Genomic DNA, 16,591 nt, shown 5'->3' on the forward strand with positions numbered 1-16,591 from the left:
GGTGTTTGAAATGCTCATTACTTTTATATCGCTTTTTCGCTAAATCCCGAAGGATTTGCGAGGCAGTTTCACTCGTTGTTCAGTTTTCAAAGAGCAATCTTTTCTCTCTTGTCGACCGTGTGTCTCGTTGGCGACCTAGATAATATATCACGTGTGCCTATACGAATGCAAGTACTTTTTTAATAAAAGTTAATTCTTTTTTAAAGGCACAAATTACAGCATCTTTCTTCTATATAGTAGTTACGTTTATGCAGATGAATTTACCGAGCCCAAACATAAGAAAACGAGCTTCGCGACTAAGCGCTAGCTCGTTATTCACTCCGTTATTTAGTACTGCTTTGCAGCTGTGTACTTGGCTGCGTCTTTGATTAGCTCGAACTTCTTATTGCCCTTGTTCAAGCCAGCATCGACTGTCGTATCGATTAGTACCCATTTGCCACCCATGTAAACTTCATTCCATGCGTGGTATACATCTACATATGTGGATTGTCCCATTACTAGTTTGGTTGGAATATCCAAGCTCCTCAGCATTCCTGCGAACAGAGAAGCGTAACCGTAGCAAATGTCTTTTTTTGATTTTAAAGTACGATCGATATTAGGAAGGTAATCAACCGACAAGTTAGCAGCAAGTTGATTGTCGTAGTTAATGTTAGTAATGATGTAGTCATAAACCGCTTTTACTTTCTCGGCGTCTGTCTTCTTATTTTTTGTTAATTCCTTTGCTTTGGCAACTGCACTGCTTGAGCTTGTCCAATCTATGTTTTGGATGGAGTTCAAGTAAACGGAGTTGCTGTCCTTTAAGCTAAGAGTTACTGTCTCTTTGTTTATTAGTTTGTACTTATTGCCCGTTGTGTTCTCAAGCAATGAAATCGTATATTCACCATTGCCAAGCTGCAATGGGAAGCTTTCGGCTGTTTTCCCGCTAGTGAGGTTGTATGTATAGTTCGTTTGGCCTTTTACAATCATAAGCTTCGTTTTCACTTTAGCATTTACGGCATATTGGATGGAGACAACACCGTTATCCAAATTGCTCGTATTCAGCCAAGCAGATGCATTCGCTTCGCTTGCTTGTGCCACAGAGACATTAATGGATGCAAAAAGCACAAAAGCTGCGATTGCTAAAAATAGTTTACGCATGAACGTAACTCCCTTCGGTAGCTGGCTGCCATCTTTCGGAAGGCCCTTTAGCTTTGCGTCCCTACCTTTCGATAGGTTTGCCGTTATCGTGTGAAGCTGCATGCTGAGCGCATGTCCCTATACAAACAAAAAAAGCCCATCCATTCGGTAGCTGGCTGCCATCTTCCGGAAGGCCCTTTAGCTTTGCGTCCCTACCTTTCGATAGGTTTGCCGTTTATCGTGTATCGCTTTATTAGATCCATCTTACCATATGATTCTAGCAAATCAATAGATTTCGCCATCTTATAAAGAAGAAATTGGTAGTTATTTCACGATTGCTGCTGCAAATGCTCGACAGATGAAAATAAAAAGAACCGCCGGCAGCCAGTGCCAAGCGGTTCTGCTATTTTAATCGTTACTCTGCAGAGCGTTGATCTCTCATATGAGGGAACAACAGTACGTCGCGGATCGACGGCGCATCGGTTAGCAGCATGATCAAACGATCGATACCGATTCCTAGTCCGCCGGTTGGCGGCATGCCGTATTCTAGAGCGCGGATGAAGTCTTCATCCATCTCATGCGCTTCATCGTTGCCGTGCTCACGCTCCACAAGCTGTGATTCGAACCGCTCGCGTTGATCGATTGGATCGTTCAGCTCCGTAAATGCATTCGCATGCTCGCGCGCTACAATAAAGAGCTCGAAACGATCCGTGAAACGCGGATCCTCTTCGTTCTTCTTGGCAAGCGGTGAAATCGCAACCGGATGTCCGGTTACGAACGTCGGCTGAATGAGCGTGTGCTCGCCGAACTGCTCGAAGAAAGCGTTAAGGATATGGCCAAATGTCATATGCGGATCAACGGCTACCTTATGCTCTTTCGCCAGGCGATGTGCTTCCTCATCGCTCATCTCCACGCCAAAATCAACGCCCGTCGTTTCTTTAACAAGCTCGACCATGGAGACGCGACGCCATTGCGGAGTTAGATCAATCTCTTGACCTTGATAAGTGATTTTGGTTGTACCGAGAACCTCTTGCGCGATATGCGCGATCACATTTTCGGTTAGAGCCATAATATCCTTGTAATCGGCGTAAGCCTCGTACAATTCAATCATGGTAAATTCCGGGTTGTGGCGAGTCGAAATGCCTTCGTTACGATACACGCGGCCAATCTCATACACCTTCTCCATGCCGCCTACGATCAACCGCTTCAAATGAAGCTCGATCGCAATACGCATGTAGAGCTGCATGTCGAGCGCATTATGATGCGTCTCGAAAGGACGCGCTGCCGCGCCGCCTGCAATGGAATGCAGCGTTGGCGTTTCAACTTCTAAATAACCGCGGGAATCCAAGTAGCGGCGCATCGATTGAATGATTTTTGAACGGGTAATAAAGGTTTGCTGCACGTCTGGATTCACGATAAGGTCAACGTATCGCTGACGGTAGCGAAGCTCCACATCCTTCAAGCCATGATACTTATCAGGCAATGGAAGTAAAGATTTAGTCAACACTTCGATATCCTGAGCTTTGACCGATACCTCGCCCGTATTCGTTTTGAATACAACGCCATGTACGCCGATGATATCGCCGATATCAAGCAAATCGAAAGCAGCGAACTTATGCTCTTCGACCGAGTCTTTGCGCACGTAGATTTGAACTCTGCCGCTCAAATCTTGAATCGTAGCGAAGCCGGCTTTGCCCATTCCGCGCTTTTGCATTATACGGCCTGCAATGCTCACCTTAACGGCTTGTCCTTCAAGTTCTTCTTTGCTGAGCGATTCATAAGCTTGTACAATATCTTTGGCATTATGAGTGCGCTCGAATTTACGGCCGAACGGGTCTACTCCCAGCCCTCTCAGCTCATCCAACTTGTCTCTGCGAATTTGCAAGAGCTCACTTAGCTCCTGCTCATTGTTTTCATGTTCCACTTCTTCATCTCCTTGATCGTTCGGCAGGCGTACGCGGTTGTCGCCAGAACCCTGCAGTAAAAGATAAGCCTCTAATAATCTTAAATAATAGGTTCTTCTATTGTAAACGTTCAAAAAGCTTCCCACAAGGAAGCTTTCTGATCCGCACATGGCAAACCTTATTTTTTGATATCGAGAATTTTGTACTGGATGATGCCGACTGGTACGTTTACTTCAACGACTGTGCCTTTTTTCTTGCCCAAAATCGCTTTGCCAACCGGGCTTTCGTTCGAAATCTTGTTTTGCAAAGGATCTGCTTCCGCTGTACCTACAATGGAATATTCCATTGTATCGCCATATTCCATATCTTCAACCGTTACGATCGAGCCGATGCTCACGGTATCAATATCAATATCATCATTATTTATAATACGCGCGTTGCGCAGCATTTTCTCAAGGGTAAGAACACGGCCTTCGATGAATGCTTGTTCATTCTTAGCATCCTCGTACTCCGAGTTTTCGCTTATATCACCATAGCCGATTGCTACTTTAATACGTTCCGCAACTTCACGACGCTTGACCGACTTTAGGTTCTCTAATTCATCTTCGAGCTTTCGCAGCCCTTCTTGAGTCAGAATGATTTGCTTATCGTTCATCTTTCCGATTCTCCTGTCATGTGACTAATTTTTCATACCTTGTATGAATTCACTGATACCTAATATATTACGCTTCTTGCTCCTCATACCTACTGATGTTTGAGGCGCTCTTGATGTGTTCGTTGATTATATTGCACGATTATATTGCAAAGTCACCCTGAATGTCAATCAAAGCCAGCCTACCCATTGAAACCGTTTCATTTGTTGCAATTGTAGCAGAAGCCGCTTGGTAGCGGCTTTTGTCGAAAGGTGTCGGTTAGGTTGGCGTACAAGGGAAAATGCATAATCGATTGATTCGCAACTTAGTATACAACCTCTTCAGCAGCCGCTGCGCCTCCGCCTGCGGAAACGCCTGTCGGTTGGAATTCGGCTTCCTCTTCAAGCGTCCGTACGTAGTTTTCCAAAATGGCTACCATCGGATCGCGTCCGGTCTCTTCCATAATGACATCCTTCACGCGAGCTCCGCCTGGTAGTCCCTTGAGGTACCAAGCAAGGTGCTTGCGCATCTCCCGTACCGCAACCGCTTCGTTCTTCAGCGCCACTAACCGGTCCAGATGCAAAATGGCTACTTCCATTTTCTCGCGCGGCGTCGGATCGCTAAGCAGCTCGCCATTGGTCAAGTATTGGATCGTCCGATACAGCATCCAAGGGTTGCCGAGCGCTCCGCGTCCGATCATAACGCCGTCGCAGCCTGTTTGATCAAGAAGCCGCTTAGCATCCTCTGGAGAGAAGACGTCGCCATTCCCAATTACGGGAATAGATACCGCTTCTTTGACATCCTTTATAATGTCCCAATTAGCCTTGCCGGTATACAGCTGCTCGCGGGTACGTCCATGTACGCTAACGGCTTTGCCGCCTGCGCGCTCAACAGCACGTGCATTCTCGACCGCATAGATATGCTCATCATCCCAGCCGATGCGCATTTTGACCGTTACCGGCTTCCGTACCGCATCTACTACCGCAGAGACCATTTCATAAATCTTGTTCGGATCAAGCAGCCAGCGGGCCCCTGCATCGCACTTCGTTACCTTCGGCACCGGGCAGCCCATATTAATATCGATAATATCCGCATTCGTTTGCTTATCGACGAACAAGCATCTCCAGCGTCCGCTTATTTCCGTGCAAAATCGCCTTGTCGCTTACCATCTCCGCGCATACAAGACCTGTTCCATATTCCTTGGCAATCAATCGAAAAGCCGGGTTGCACACGCCTGCCATCGGCGCTAGCACTACTCTGTTCTTCATCTCGATGTCACCGATTTTCAGCATGTCGCTCCTTGCTCCCCTTCTATCCGTTTATTGTTCCTATCTCTAGCTTCATCATCACTGACGATCGTCAGACATAAGTTCCTCGTAGCTGATTCCTAACGTTTTGGCTATGTGACTTAACAGCTTTGGATCTGTCTTTCTCGTTCCTCGCTCCAATGAGCCGAGAACCGCTACTGATACGCCAAGCACCTTGGCCAGCTCCTGCTGAGTATAGCCCTTCAGCTTTCGAAAGGCTCTGACGCGCTGCGCCAATTGATTGTTTTCCATAGCGTGATGCCTTCCTTTCCATCCTGAAGCGCCGCCTCAGACGCTGCACCTACCTCGGCTTGCAACTGGTGCGATTGATCCATAACATCATGCAGCGGCACTAATACGAACGGCCGCTCCATCATGCGCGGATGCGGCAATGTCAGTTCCTCTTGATCCATTCTGACATTATCATACAGGAGAAGATCGAGGTCAATGGTTCTCGGTCCCCAACGTATTTGTCGAACTCTCCCTAATTGCTGCTCGAAAGCAAGCAGCTGCCTCAGCAGCGATAACGGGGAAAGCGTCGTCCGCACAGCTAGTGTCATATTGAGAAAAGGCGGTTGCTCCGTATATCCTACCGGGTCCGTCTCATACATGCCTGATACTTTATTTACCACGATGTCCGGATGGCCATCAATGAGGCCGATCGCCGTAAGCAACAATTGCTCGCGATTGCCCATATTGGAGCCTAATGCGATATAAGCGTCAGCCGGAGCGCCGTCACGCGGGAATTGTTCGTCCATCAGCATCCCGCTTTCTGCGCATCTCTACCGTTACTCCATCAAAATGGATGTCGAACGGCGGGTGCGGCTTCGTTACTCGAACTGTAACTTCTTTTACCATAGTATAAGCTTCCAGTACTCGCGATGCAACGTGACCGGTTAAAGCCTCGATCAGTTTAAAAGGCGGTCCTTCAACGATTGTTTTGGCAAGAGCGTGGATTTCCGCATAATTGACCGTTAAGCTCAAATCATCCGTCAACCCCGCTTGCTCCAAATCCATCAGCAGCTCGATATCGACGTAATATTGCTGGCCCAGCTTGTTCTCTTCGGGAAACACGCCATGATAGCCGTAAAACTTCATCCCTTTAATCGTCATGCTATCCATTATAGTCATTCTCCTAACGATGTAGCGTAGCTATTATTTTAAAAAAGCCATCCGCAGCAGGCTTAGCTGCGGTATAGGATCGCATCGGCCATCAGAGCGGCGCGTTTGATTTGCCGCACATCATGCACGCGCATAATTTGGCAGCCATGCGCGATGCCGAGGACGACGGTCGCAGCCGTCCCCTCTGCAAGCTCTTCCACAGGCAGATTCAGCGTCTGCTTGATGAATCGTTTGCGCGAGGTGCCAAGCAGCACCGGGTAACCGAGCGCATGCAGCTCTGATAGGCGGCCGAGCAGCTCGAGGTTGTCCTCATGGGTTTTGGCGAAGCCGATGCCGGGGTCCAGCCAGATCAGCTCATCGGCGATGCCGGCAGTATGAGCGATGCTGACGCTGCTTTGCAGGTCAGCGAGCACATCCGGGACGAGGTCGTTATAGTCCCGGGCATGGCGATTATGGTTGATAATAACCGGGCAACCATACTCCGCCGCAACGGCGGCCATATTGGGGTCGCCCTTAAGACCCCAGATGTCATTGATGATGTGGGCGCCAGCTTCAAGCGCCGCACGCGCCGTCTCCGCTTTGTACGTATCAATCGAGAGCGGAATATGCGGCAGCGCTTCACGCACCGCCTGAATGACGGGAACTATGCGCCGAATCTCTTCTTCGAGCTCCACCGGCTCAAAGCCGGGGCGCGTCGACTCGCCGCCGATATCGAGAATGTCGGCGCCATCCTGGACCATCGCTTTCGCATGGGCAACAGCAGCATCTACATTCGTATAACGCCCTCCATCGGAGAATGAATCAGGGGTAGCATTGAGAATACCCATAATTAATGTGCGGCTGCCGAGCGACAGATTCACTCCGCTGCCTAGTTCGTATGTTCTTTTGTAGAAATGTGGTTGCTGATCCACGGTAAGACCCCCACCCTTTTTCTTATTCTTTCAATTACAGCTAACGGCTGCTATAACCATTTGATCTTACCTTAATCGGTTCGTGTTGATTGCCGGTACAACGACAACAAAGCTCTTGTCACGATTCCCGCTTCACCATTCCCAATAACCGCGCTCCAACCGCTCGAGTCCGATATCCTCGTCACAGGAACAAGCTCCTGAATCGAATTGGTAAGCCAAATTTCATCGGCCGCATGCAGCCGCTCCCAGCTATAAAGCCCTTCCTCCGCACTGTAACCCGCGCTCCGCGCCAGCTCAAGCACCCGCTCGCGCGTAATGCCCGGCAATATGCCGGTAGTTAGGTCAGGCGTATAGACGATGCCATCCTTCGCAAAAAACAAATTGCTGACAATACCTTCGGCAAGCCAGCCCTCGCGGCTAAGCATAAGCCCCTCAGCGCCTGCAGAGGCGTCGCCAGCGAGCAGCTCGCGCTTCGCAATAATATTGTTCATATAATGGAGAGATTTGAAGCGGACATCGCCCTCCGGCGTATTCCGTCTAGTCTGCATAAGGCGCAGCTCCCGTCCGCGCATATGAACCGCATCATTAACAGTCGGCAAGGCCTTTACCAGCATGAACATATTAGGCTGCTCGTAATCGCCTGTCGGCAAGCCAAGCTCAGCCTCACCAGCGCTGACCGTCATTCGTACATAACCGTCCGTAAGGCCGTTCGCTTCCAGCAGCTCGCTCACCAGCTTCCTGACTTGCCCAGCATCGGCGTGATACCGAATGCCAAGCTGCTCGCAGCCCGACTGCAATCGCCTCATATGCCTGTCCAATAAATAAGGTTTCCCCTCATAGGTGCGAAAGGTCTCGAACAAGCCCATCCCGTACAAAAAACCGTGATCATATACTGAGATCACGGCTTCGCTCGCTTCCATAACGGAGCCGTTCAGTCCGACTTTCATCGTACCGCGGCGCTCCGATTTTGCAAGAAATTACGCAGCATCGTCAGACCATGCTCCGTTATAATGGATTCCGGGTGGAATTGTACCCCTTCAATCGCATATTCCTTGTGACGCAGACCCATAATTTCGCCTTCATCCGTCTCTGCTGTAATCTCCAAGCAATCCGGCAGCGTTTCGCGGCGCACGATGAGAGAGTGGTAGCGTGTAGCGGTAAATGGCGAAGGCAAACCAGCAAAAACCGACGTTCCATTATGATGAATAGCGGACGTTTTGCCATGCATCAGCTTCTCTGCGCGTACAACCTCGCCTCCAAAGGCTTGTCCGATTGCCTGATGGCCTAGACAAACGCCGAAAATCGGAGTTTTCCCTTTAAAATGCTCGATCAGCGACAGGCTGATGCCTGCTTCATTCGGCGAGCAAGGACCTGGCGATATCAAAATATGATCAGGAGCCAGCGCTTCAATTCCTGCCAAATCAATCTCGTCATTGCGTTTGACTATAATTTCTTCCCCGAGCTCACCTAAATATTGAACCAAATTGTAAGTGAAAGAATCATAATTATCGATTACCAGTATCATGTTAACGCTCCTCCTCTATCCGGTTCTGCTGCTTGTCCGTGCGCGGCAAACCGTTCGCTATATTGAATGGCCTTCCATAATGCCTTCGCCTTGTTCAACGATTCCTTATATTCTCGCTCCGGATCGGAATCGATAACGATACCTGCTCCGGTTTGAATATGAGCAATCCCGTCCTGCAGTGCAATTGTTCTGATAATTATATTAAATTCCATATCCCCGTTATAGTCAATCCATCCAAGCGAACCTGTATAGGGACCTCTGCGCGTCGGCTCAAGCTCTTCAATAATTTCCATCGTGCGAATTTTTGGAGCGCCTGTAATCGTCCCTCCCGGGAAGGTAGCCGAAATGACATCGTAAGCATCCTTGCCGCTTGCTAGTTGTCCGTTTACTTGTGAAACAAGATGCATGACATGCGAATAATATTCGATAACCATGAGCTCTTCTACTTGTACGGAGCCGTAGGCTGAAATCCGTCCAAGATCATTCCGCTCCAGGTCAACCAGCATAATATGCTCGGCCCGCTCCTTCTCGTTCGAGAGAAGCTCGTCTGCTAGGCGAAGATCTTCCTCTTCCGTGCGCCCCCGCCTCCTGGTTCCCGCAATGGGCCTTGTGGCAAGCTTGCTCTCGCGCAGCTCGACGAGCAGCTCCGGCGATGCCGATACTAGCTGGAAGTCGGGACAACGCAGAAAGCCCATATAGGGAGACGGATTAACGAGCCTTAGCCATTCATACAGCTCTTCTGGCGAAGCCGCAATCGCCTTGCTTTGCCGCACCGAAAGATTCACTTGAAATACGTCACCTTGCTCGATATATGCCTGTATGCTCCGAACGGCCTCCATATAAGCTTCCTTCGAAAAAGGAGAGGTAATGCCGCTGACAGAAGCGACGTCGATTTGCAGCCTATCGTCTTCCAGCAGTTGCTGCCGCTGACCGCGAAGGGCCGCTGCCTTCTCCTTGGCGCGTTCTTCGTCAAACCAGGTTAACCAGTAATCGGTCATCCCTTCCGCTCTGGATAAAGCACGCTCATAGGCAGAGCTAAGTTCGTCATGATCCGTGTCCAGATCAACCTTCGTATGCACAACGCAAAACACCTTCGATTGCACATGGTCAATCACCCATAGCTCATTCAGCTGCATAAATAAATAATCCGGAATATTCCGATCATCCTCAGCTATAACAGGCAATCGCTCAATGGAGCGTATGATATCATAACCCCAAAATCCAACGCAGCCGCCAAGCCACTTAGGGCCATCCTCAAGCCTTGGACCAAGCTGGCCGCTCATCCACTCCCTCACAACGTCTAGAGGTTTCCCTTCCCACCGGCGCTTGCTCTGCTCTTCGACCGAATGAAACTGCACCGACTCCGCAGACATGCCTTTGCCGCGTATCACGCCATCCGGATGCAGCCCCAAATACGTATAACGTCCGTCCTTGCCGCTCTCTAGTACAAAAGCATAAGGCGAGGCGTCCTGCCACACCTCTTCCCATGAAGTAACGCCCGCCCGAATCTCTAGCTCAAATGGCAGTTCCTTTAGTAGCGGCAGCGTCGTATATTTACGTTCGGCGTGCCACCGATTCCACTGCTCCATTGCGGTGACCATCACCTTCAACCCCCGATAACTTGACTTATTTTGCTCAGTATACAGAATAGCTAACTAAAAAGAAAGCCTTCCATTCCGGGGAATGAAAGGCCCTCTTGTATAGGCAATAAAAATCAGTTTTCGAAGTTGAACAATGGAGTCGAAAGGTAACGTTCGCCGTTGCTCGGAACGATAGCAACTACACGTTTGCCAGCGCCAAGCTCCTTCGCAACTTGCAATGCCGCATAAATCGCTGCACCGGAAGAAATGCCGCAAAGGATGCCTTCCTCTTTCGCTGCGCGACGAGCATATTCAAACGCATCTTCGTTCTCAATCGTAATAACAGCGTCGTATACCTCGCGGTTCAAAATGTCAGGTACGAAGTTAGCGCCGATACCTTGAATTTTGTGAGCGCCTGGTTTGCCGCCAGATAGAATCGGCGAAGCCGCAGGCTCAACTGCGTAGATTTTGATGCCGTCGAAGTTTTTCTTAAGCACTTCGCCAGTACCTGTAATTGTACCGCCAGTACCGATACCTGCAACGAATGCATCCAATTTGCCGTCAAGGGAGTTGATCGCCTCAACGATTTCTGGGCCAGTCGTTTCACGGTGGATCTTCACGTTTGCTTGGTTTTTGAATTGTTGCGGCAGGAAGTAGTTAGGGTTCTCAGCTGCAAGCTCTTCCGCTTTGCGAACCGCACCGTTCATACCTTCAGATCCTGGCGTCAATACGAGTTCAGCCCCGTAAGCACGAAGCAGGTTGCGACGCTCAACGCTCATGGTTTCAGGCATTACTAGAATCGCCTTGTAGCCTTTAGCTGCTGCTACTAGCGCTAGTCCGATTCCTGTGTTGCCGCTTGTAGGCTCAATAATCGTATCGCCTGGTTTAATAATTCCTTCTTGCTCCGCTACCTCAACCATGCTGATTGCGATACGGTCTTTTACGCTTGCACCTGGGTTTTGGTATTCAAGCTTTACATAAACTTCTGCGCTGCCTTCAGGTACGAGACGGTTCAAACGAACAAGCGGAGTATCACCGATAAGATCTAGAACGCTTTGCACAATTTTGGCCATGGAAATAACTGCCTCCTTATTCCGACTAATTCAGTTGGTTTTTTCACTAATTCCATCTTAACAATGTCTTGCATCCGTTGTCAATAGTGACTTTCTCACTCCACTGAAAACGATACTCTAATCGATGCTATTCTGTTTTTCCTGTTTGCTCAGCATCGTATTTATCCAGCAGCCTGTCTTCAAGATCCGTCATCGAGTCGGCGCGTTCAATTGCCAGCTGCTTGCGAACCGTATCTTGCAGCCTGCGCCCCGTCATTTTTGTTGTCGTCTGGCGTTCGATGAGCCGAATAACCGCATAACCCCCGTCAACCTTAATGGGACCAGCCATTTCGGCTACTTGCAGCCTGCTGGCTGTATCCAGCATCTCGCGGTTGTAGAAAGGGTCATCTTCATCAATCAAGCCCAAGTCTCCGCCTGAATCTGCTGTGAAGGAGTCAATCGAGTAGTTCCGTGCCAACGTGCTAAAATCCTCACCGTCAGTCAGCAGCCTAAGTACAGAGTTCGCTTCCTTCGACGTTTCCGTCAATATCCATTGCAGATGCAGCTGTATTCGCGCAGCGAACTCCTCCGGGTGGTCGGCAATATAACGGTCAACCTCTTCATCGCTAACATTAATGCTGCGAACGACGATTTTCTCCATGAGCAATCGGTAACGCAGATCTTCCAGCACCTGTTCTTTCGTCATGCCAACCTGCTCCAGCATGACTTCATAGAAGCGAGCCTCGCTATCGTAGCCTTCGATCATTTTCTCAAGCTCACGGCTTTGCTCTTCAGCCGATACGGACAGCTCGGAAGCTGCCGCCTCCAAATCAATCGCTTTGTGAAGCATTAATGTACGCAGAACAGCATCCCCATACTGCTTATGGAGCTCTTTCTCCAGATCGGCTAACGTGATCTCTTCCGTGCCCACCTTAGCAATAATCCGCTGCTTGTCCGCTTGCTGCGAAGGATCAACGCTCGGGGTATGGCCAGGTTTGGCCGGTTCTCCGGTCTCCTCTTCGCTGCCTACATTCGTTGGCGGGTTAGTGCCTGGCAGTCGGTCGTTCCCCGGCCACACCTTCACTACCACAACAACCGTTAACACCACCATACATACGGCTTGAAGGATGACAACGGCCCTCAGCACCTCGTATTTCTTCATTACCCTAATGCCTCCGATTATTGGATCGGCTTCGGTTTCGCTTGATCAAGCAGCAGCTCTAGCTGCGCCCGCTCAAATGTATACGCTTCGTTGCAAAATTGGCAAACGACTTCCGCTTTTCCGTCTTCTTCAATAATTTGTTTCAGCTCATTTTCGCCCAAACTGAGAAGCGTTTGCTCTACGCGTTCCGCGGAACAGAAGCATTGGAATTTCAAGTCCATCGTATCGTGAATCTGAAGCTCTCCGCTATCGCCAACAATACGGGCAAGCATATCCTCGGGCGTCTCGCCTTGATCCAGCAAAGTCGTAACGGGAGGCATCGCGCCTACCGCTTGCTCCAGCCGTGTAATTTCCTCATCCGTTAATCCTGGCATAAGCTGTACGATAAATCCGCCTGCATGCAGCACCGAATTGTCCGTATCCACCAATACGCCGAGTCCAACCGCAGATGGCGTCTGCTCCGAAACCGCGAAGTAATACGTGAAATCCTCGCCAAGCTCGCCGGAGACAATCGGAATGCTTCCGCGATAAGGCTCCTTCATTCCTAAGTCCTTCGTAATATGAAGATGCCCGCTGCGTCCGACCGCACCGGCAACATCCAGCTTGCCATGCGCATTGCTCGGCAAATGAACCTGCGGGTGATCAACGTATCCGCGCAGCTCTCCGTCTGCATTCGCATCCACGACGATTTGACCGATTGGGCCATCGCCCTTCACTTGGATGGTCAGCTTCTCTTGCCCTTTCAGCATGGCGCCCATGATGGCTCCGGCTGTCAAGGTGCGGCCCAGTGCTGCCGTAGCAGTTGGGAACGTGCCATGCCGCTGGCGAAGTTCCTCTACAAGCAGAGTCGTGCGAGCCGCGAACACTCGAATTTTTCCGCCCCATGCCGTCCCTCGCACCAACACGTCCTTCAGCTGATTTTCCATCATAATCCCTCCTGATTGCGTTCATATATAATTCTTAAGCCTTCGAGTGTCAGAAGCGGATCAACCTCTTCTATCGTTTCCGATTCTGCAGCGATTAACTCGGCTAGGCCCCCGGTCGCAATAACGCGCGGATTGACGCCAAACTCGTTACGAATGCGTTTTACGATTCCATCTACTTGTCCAGCATAACCGAAAATAATGCCAGCCTGCATCGACGTTACCGGATTGCGCCCAATTACGCTTTTTGGCCTTACCAGCTCAATGCGCGGCAGCTTCGCGGCACGCTGATACAGCGCCTCGGTCGAAATGCCGATTCCCGGAACAATGGCCCCGCCTAAATAATTGCCGCCTTCATCGATATAATCAAATGTCGTAGCCGTTCCAAAATCGACGACAATAAGGGGTGATCCGTATTTGACGATGCCCGCTACGGAATTCACGATGCGGTCGGCTCCGACTTCACGCGGGTTTTCATAGCGGATGTTTAATCCTGTTTTTACGCCAGGCCCTACGACAAGCGGTGTTTTGCGCAAATATTTTAAGCATAGCTGCTCTAACGTCCGCATTAGAGGAGGCACCACCGATGAAATAATGACACCGTTTATCTGCTCCAGCTTCACGCCTGCGTAATGAAACAGATTGTGAATGTTAATGCCGTACTCATCTACTGTCGCCGAACGATTCGTGCTAAGCCGCCAGTGGTGCAAAAGTTCTTTCCCTTTGTATACGCCAAGCACAATGTTCGTATTCCCGACATCAATGACGAGGATCAAAGCGGTTCCCCACCCTTCTTCGCATTCAAATCCAAGCTAATGTCCAGCGCGTTGAAGGAGTAAGTCAGTCCGCCTACGGAAATAACGTCAACTCCACATGCCGCAATACGATTTATGGTTTCTAATGAAACGCCGCCTGATGCTTCTACGATAACATGAGGCGAGGCTCCCTTGATTCGAGCGACCGCTTCTCTCATCCGATCAGGGGCCATATTGTCGAGCATGATAATGTCTGCGCCGCATGCCAGCGCTTCATCAACCTGTTCAAGCGACTCCGTCTCCACTTCAATTTTCATCGTATGCGGAATTTTGCGGCGTGCTGCTTCAACCGCCGCGCGAATGCCGCCAGAGCCTTTAATATGATTGTCTTTGATCATAACCGCATCGTACAGCCCAAACCGATGGTTCGCTCCACCGCCAACGCGCACGGCATACTTCTCCAGCATTCGGTGGCCAGGCGTTGTTTTGCGTGTATCCACAAGCCGGACCGGAAGCCCCTCAAGCGCATCTACGAAAGCGCGTGTCTTAGTAGCAATGCCCGATAGTCTCTGCATCAGGTTAAGCGCAAGACGCTCGCCTATAAGCAAGCTATGTGTACTGCCCTCTACGATTGCAATTACCGTACCTTTATCTACATAATCGCCGTCCTGTACCTTCTGCTCGAACACAAGCGACGAATCTACAACCTCAAATACAAGCTTAGCGATGGGAAGCCCTGCAATAATGCCGCTTTCCTTCACGTGAATAACGGCCTTTGACTTCGACTCCCTAGGAATCGTGGTCTCCGTCGTTATATCTCCGCTGCCCAAATCCTCTGCCAGCCAGCCGCGAATTTGCTCGCGCACTGCAGCATCATATCCGCCTGCCGTCCATTCATACATCTTCTATCCGCTCCTCCGTCAGTCCATATAGACGGTGCAACACCGTATGCTTTCTCCATGACACATCGTCGCGTGCCGGGAAGTCTTCCCGATAATGCGCTCCACGGCTTTCCTCCCGCGAAAGCGCCGCTTCCGTGGTCAGCATCGCACAGGTTAACAAATTAGCAAACTCGTACTCTTCACGCTCGGTTAGAACCGATTGATAAATCGACAGCTGACGCTTCAATTCCTCAAGACCCTTCTCAAGCCCCTTTGCATCACGGCGCAAGCCAGCATAACGCACCATAATTTTTTGCAGCTTAAGCCGTCTTTCCACTACAGCCTGAATCGATGTGCTGCTTCGTTCTGTTTCATTCTCAATAACAGGCGTAATTGTACTGCCTGACAGCTCATTAATTCGTTTCACGATTCTTCTGCCGAATACGATCGCCTCGGAAAGCGAATTGCTTGCCAGTCGATTAGCGCCATGGACACCGGTGGATGATACCTCGCCGCATGCGAACAAACGCTTAATGTTCGTTTCCCCATTTAGGTCGGTTTTCACTCCTCCCATCATATAATGCATGGCAGGCGCAACCGGAATCCAGTCGGACGTCAAGTCGAGACCATATCTCAAACAGTATTCATATATAGTAGGAAAACGATGCTTTACCATTTCCGCTGATTCATGCGTAATATCGATATAAACAAACGTCGATTTCGTCTCTTCCATCTCGCTGACGATCGCCCTTGCTACAACGTCCCTAGGCGCAAGCTCCAGCTGCTCATGGTAGCGTTCCATGAAGCGCTCTCCTTTAATATTGCGAAGATACGCCCCTTCTCCGCGCACGGCCTCCGAAATGAGAAATCTCGGAGCGCCCGGATAGCATAACGAAGTCGGATGGAATTGAATAAACTCCACGTCCTGTATGTATGCGCCTGCACGGTAAGCCATCGCAATACCGTCACCTGTTGCCACTTCGGGATTGGTTGTATAGCGATAGAGCTGTCCTGCTCCGCCAGAGCTCAAAATGACCGCTTTCCCTTTGACGAACAAGCGTTGTCCGCTAGGCTTCTGCACGATTGCGCCGCAGCATTCGCCATCCTGTGTCACGAGATCGATGACAAAGTGGTCGTCCCACACTTCGATTTTCGGATTAGCGACAGCGGTTTCCGATAGCGCTCTAACGATCTCGAAGCCAGTCGCGTCCCCATTGGCATGCAAAATACGCCGCTGGCTATGCGCGCCTTCCTTCGTGAGAGCAAACTCGCCATTTTCCAAATCGAATTGCGTTCCCATCTGGATCAGGCTGCGAACGCCCTTCGGTCCCTCATGCACAAGTACATCAACCGCCTCATTCGAACACAAACCAGCGCCTGCAATAAGCGTATCCTGTCTATGATAGGCAGGCGAATCCTCGTCCGAAATAACGGCAGCGATACCGCCCTGCGCATAGCGAGTGTTGCTGTCTAGCAGCGATTTCTTCGTAATCATAAGAACGGAATTATTTTCGCTTGCCCGTATAGCGGTAAAAAGACCGGCAATGCCGGCCCCGATAACAATGACGTCTTTTTCAATAACAGGCAGCTCACTCAACTGCACATCGACTAAATATCTAGGAATCATTATGGCTCCTCCAAGCGTAAACGGCAAAAGCCGACCTTTGGCTTCGTTTTGCTTTCGTTTCGTGGTGAAATATAAGCATAATCATAGAATTAGA

The 16,591-nt window shown here is 50.0% G+C and carries 16 protein-coding genes, 1 pseudogene and 2 riboswitches; all 17 genes and pseudogenes read right to left on the reverse strand.

Features of this window, described 5'->3' with window-relative positions:
* Window positions 1–327: 327 nt before the first annotated feature.
* The 17 genes and pseudogenes from A7975_RS10190 to nadB all read right to left on the reverse strand — a co-directional run bounded on the left by A7975_RS10190 (window position 328) and on the right by nadB (window position 16,497).
* Window positions 328–1,137 (reverse strand): transglutaminase-like domain-containing protein, encoded by an 810-nt coding sequence (locus A7975_RS10190; RefSeq protein ID WP_053377541.1) that lies wholly within the window; start codon window positions 1,135–1,137, stop codon window positions 328–330.
* Window positions 1,138–1,150: 13 nt separating this feature from the next.
* A riboswitch (cyclic di-GMP riboswitch) is annotated at window positions 1,151–1,229 on the reverse strand.
* Between the two features lie 51 nt (window positions 1,230–1,280).
* Window positions 1,281–1,359: riboswitch (cyclic di-GMP riboswitch) on the reverse strand.
* 172 nt (window positions 1,360–1,531) lie between these two features.
* A complete protein-coding gene (lysS, locus tag A7975_RS10195; RefSeq protein WP_231637343.1) occupies window positions 1,532–3,040 on the reverse strand; it encodes a lysine--tRNA ligase in 1,509 nt (502 codons plus the stop codon).
* Window positions 3,041–3,198: 158 nt separating this feature from the next.
* Window positions 3,199–3,675, reverse strand: coding sequence for a transcription elongation factor GreA (gene greA, locus A7975_RS10200; protein WP_053373331.1), 477 nt, complete (start codon window positions 3,673–3,675; stop codon window positions 3,199–3,201).
* 302 nt (window positions 3,676–3,977) lie between these two features.
* Window positions 3,978–4,944 (reverse strand): annotated as a pseudogene (gene dusB, locus A7975_RS10205) (tRNA dihydrouridine synthase DusB).
* A 54-nt stretch (window positions 4,945–4,998) separates the two neighbouring features.
* A complete protein-coding gene (locus A7975_RS10210; protein WP_053373332.1) occupies window positions 4,999–5,211 on the reverse strand; it encodes a helix-turn-helix domain-containing protein in 213 nt (70 codons plus the stop codon).
* Window positions 5,163–5,717 (reverse strand): 2-amino-4-hydroxy-6-hydroxymethyldihydropteridine diphosphokinase, encoded by a 555-nt coding sequence (folK, locus tag A7975_RS10215; protein WP_053373333.1) that lies wholly within the window; start codon window positions 5,715–5,717, stop codon window positions 5,163–5,165. The genes A7975_RS10210 and folK overlap by 49 nt, the downstream gene beginning before the upstream one ends.
* Window positions 5,695–6,081 (reverse strand): dihydroneopterin aldolase, encoded by a 387-nt coding sequence (folB, locus tag A7975_RS10220; protein WP_053373334.1) that lies wholly within the window; start codon window positions 6,079–6,081, stop codon window positions 5,695–5,697. The genes folK and folB overlap by 23 nt, the downstream gene beginning before the upstream one ends.
* A 62-nt stretch (window positions 6,082–6,143) precedes the next feature.
* On the reverse strand, window positions 6,144–6,992 hold the full coding sequence (gene folP / locus A7975_RS10225) for a dihydropteroate synthase (protein WP_065385117.1): 849 nt from the start codon (window positions 6,990–6,992) through the stop codon (window positions 6,144–6,146).
* Window positions 6,993–7,063: 71 nt separating this feature from the next.
* Window positions 7,064–7,939: an aminodeoxychorismate lyase gene (gene pabC / locus A7975_RS10230; protein WP_053373336.1), complete on the reverse strand. Its 876-nt coding sequence runs from the start codon at window positions 7,937–7,939 to the stop codon at window positions 7,064–7,066.
* Window positions 7,936–8,517, reverse strand: coding sequence for an aminodeoxychorismate/anthranilate synthase component II (gene pabA, locus A7975_RS10235; RefSeq protein ID WP_053373337.1), 582 nt, complete (start codon window positions 8,515–8,517; stop codon window positions 7,936–7,938). Before pabA ends, pabC begins: the two co-directional genes overlap by 4 nt.
* Window positions 8,514–10,118 carry an anthranilate synthase component I family protein gene (locus A7975_RS10240; RefSeq protein WP_141680274.1) on the reverse strand — a complete coding sequence of 535 codons (1,605 nt, stop codon included), beginning with the start codon at window positions 10,116–10,118 and terminating at the stop codon, window positions 8,514–8,516. The genes pabA and A7975_RS10240 overlap by 4 nt, the downstream gene beginning before the upstream one ends.
* A gap of 113 nt (window positions 10,119–10,231) precedes the next feature.
* The gene (cysK, locus tag A7975_RS10245; protein WP_053373339.1) at window positions 10,232–11,170 is read right to left on the reverse strand and encodes a cysteine synthase A; all 939 of its coding nucleotides are present in this window, start codon (window positions 11,168–11,170) and stop codon (window positions 10,232–10,234) included.
* Between the two features lie 127 nt (window positions 11,171–11,297).
* A complete protein-coding gene (locus A7975_RS10250) occupies window positions 11,298–12,311 on the reverse strand; it encodes a peptidylprolyl isomerase (RefSeq protein WP_065385118.1) in 1,014 nt (337 codons plus the stop codon).
* 17 nt (window positions 12,312–12,328) lie between these two features.
* On the reverse strand, window positions 12,329–13,237 hold the full coding sequence (gene hslO, locus A7975_RS10255) for an Hsp33 family molecular chaperone HslO (RefSeq protein ID WP_065385119.1): 909 nt from the start codon (window positions 13,235–13,237) through the stop codon (window positions 12,329–12,331).
* Window positions 13,237–14,010 (reverse strand): type III pantothenate kinase, encoded by a 774-nt coding sequence (locus A7975_RS10260; protein ID WP_065385120.1) that lies wholly within the window; start codon window positions 14,008–14,010, stop codon window positions 13,237–13,239. Before A7975_RS10260 ends, hslO begins: the two co-directional genes overlap by 1 nt.
* Complete coding sequence (gene nadC, locus A7975_RS10265; protein ID WP_053373343.1) at window positions 14,007–14,891, reverse strand: carboxylating nicotinate-nucleotide diphosphorylase; 885 nt, start codon at window positions 14,889–14,891, stop codon at window positions 14,007–14,009. The genes A7975_RS10260 and nadC overlap by 4 nt, the downstream gene beginning before the upstream one ends.
* Window positions 14,884–16,497, reverse strand: coding sequence for an L-aspartate oxidase (gene nadB, locus A7975_RS10270; protein ID WP_053373344.1), 1,614 nt, complete (start codon window positions 16,495–16,497; stop codon window positions 14,884–14,886). Before nadB ends, nadC begins: the two co-directional genes overlap by 8 nt.
* Between the last annotated feature and the right edge of the window lie 94 nt (window positions 16,498–16,591).

This window comes from Bacillus sp. FJAT-26390, assembly GCF_001682865.1.
Lineage (GTDB): Bacteria > Bacillota > Bacilli > Paenibacillales > Paenibacillaceae > Pristimantibacillus.

Bases quoted from the DNA above. Each gene is read 5' to 3' on its own strand.
- A7975_RS10190 (WP_053377541.1), bottom strand. From the start codon at position 1,137: ATGCGTAAACTATTTTTAGCAATCGCAGCTTTTGTGCTTTTTGCATCC.
- greA (WP_053373331.1), bottom strand. From the start codon at position 3,675: ATGAACGATAAGCAAATCATTCTGACTCAAGAAGGGCTGCGAAAGCTC.
- A7975_RS10210 (WP_053373332.1), bottom strand. From the start codon at position 5,211: ATGGAAAACAATCAATTGGCGCAGCGCGTCAGAGCCTTTCGAAAGCTG.
- folK (WP_053373333.1), bottom strand. From the start codon at position 5,717: ATGGACGAACAATTCCCGCGTGACGGCGCTCCGGCTGACGCTTATATC.
- folB (WP_053373334.1), bottom strand. From the start codon at position 6,081: ATGGATAGCATGACGATTAAAGGGATGAAGTTTTACGGCTATCATGGC.
- pabC (WP_053373336.1), bottom strand. From the start codon at position 7,939: ATGAAAGTCGGACTGAACGGCTCCGTTATGGAAGCGAGCGAAGCCGTG.
- pabA (WP_053373337.1), bottom strand. From the start codon at position 8,517: ATGATACTGGTAATCGATAATTATGATTCTTTCACTTACAATTTGGTT.
- A7975_RS10240 (WP_141680274.1), bottom strand. From the start codon at position 10,118: ATGGTCACCGCAATGGAGCAGTGGAATCGGTGGCACGCCGAACGTAAA.
- cysK (WP_053373339.1), bottom strand. From the start codon at position 11,170: ATGGCCAAAATTGTGCAAAGCGTTCTAGATCTTATCGGTGATACTCCG.
- A7975_RS10250 (WP_065385118.1), bottom strand. From the start codon at position 12,311: ATGAAGAAATACGAGGTGCTGAGGGCCGTTGTCATCCTTCAAGCCGTA.
- hslO (WP_065385119.1), bottom strand. From the start codon at position 13,237: ATGGAAAATCAGCTGAAGGACGTGTTGGTGCGAGGGACGGCATGGGGC.
- nadC (WP_053373343.1), bottom strand. From the start codon at position 14,891: ATGTATGAATGGACGGCAGGCGGATATGATGCTGCAGTGCGCGAGCAA.
- nadB (WP_053373344.1), bottom strand. From the start codon at position 16,497: ATGATTCCTAGATATTTAGTCGATGTGCAGTTGAGTGAGCTGCCTGTT.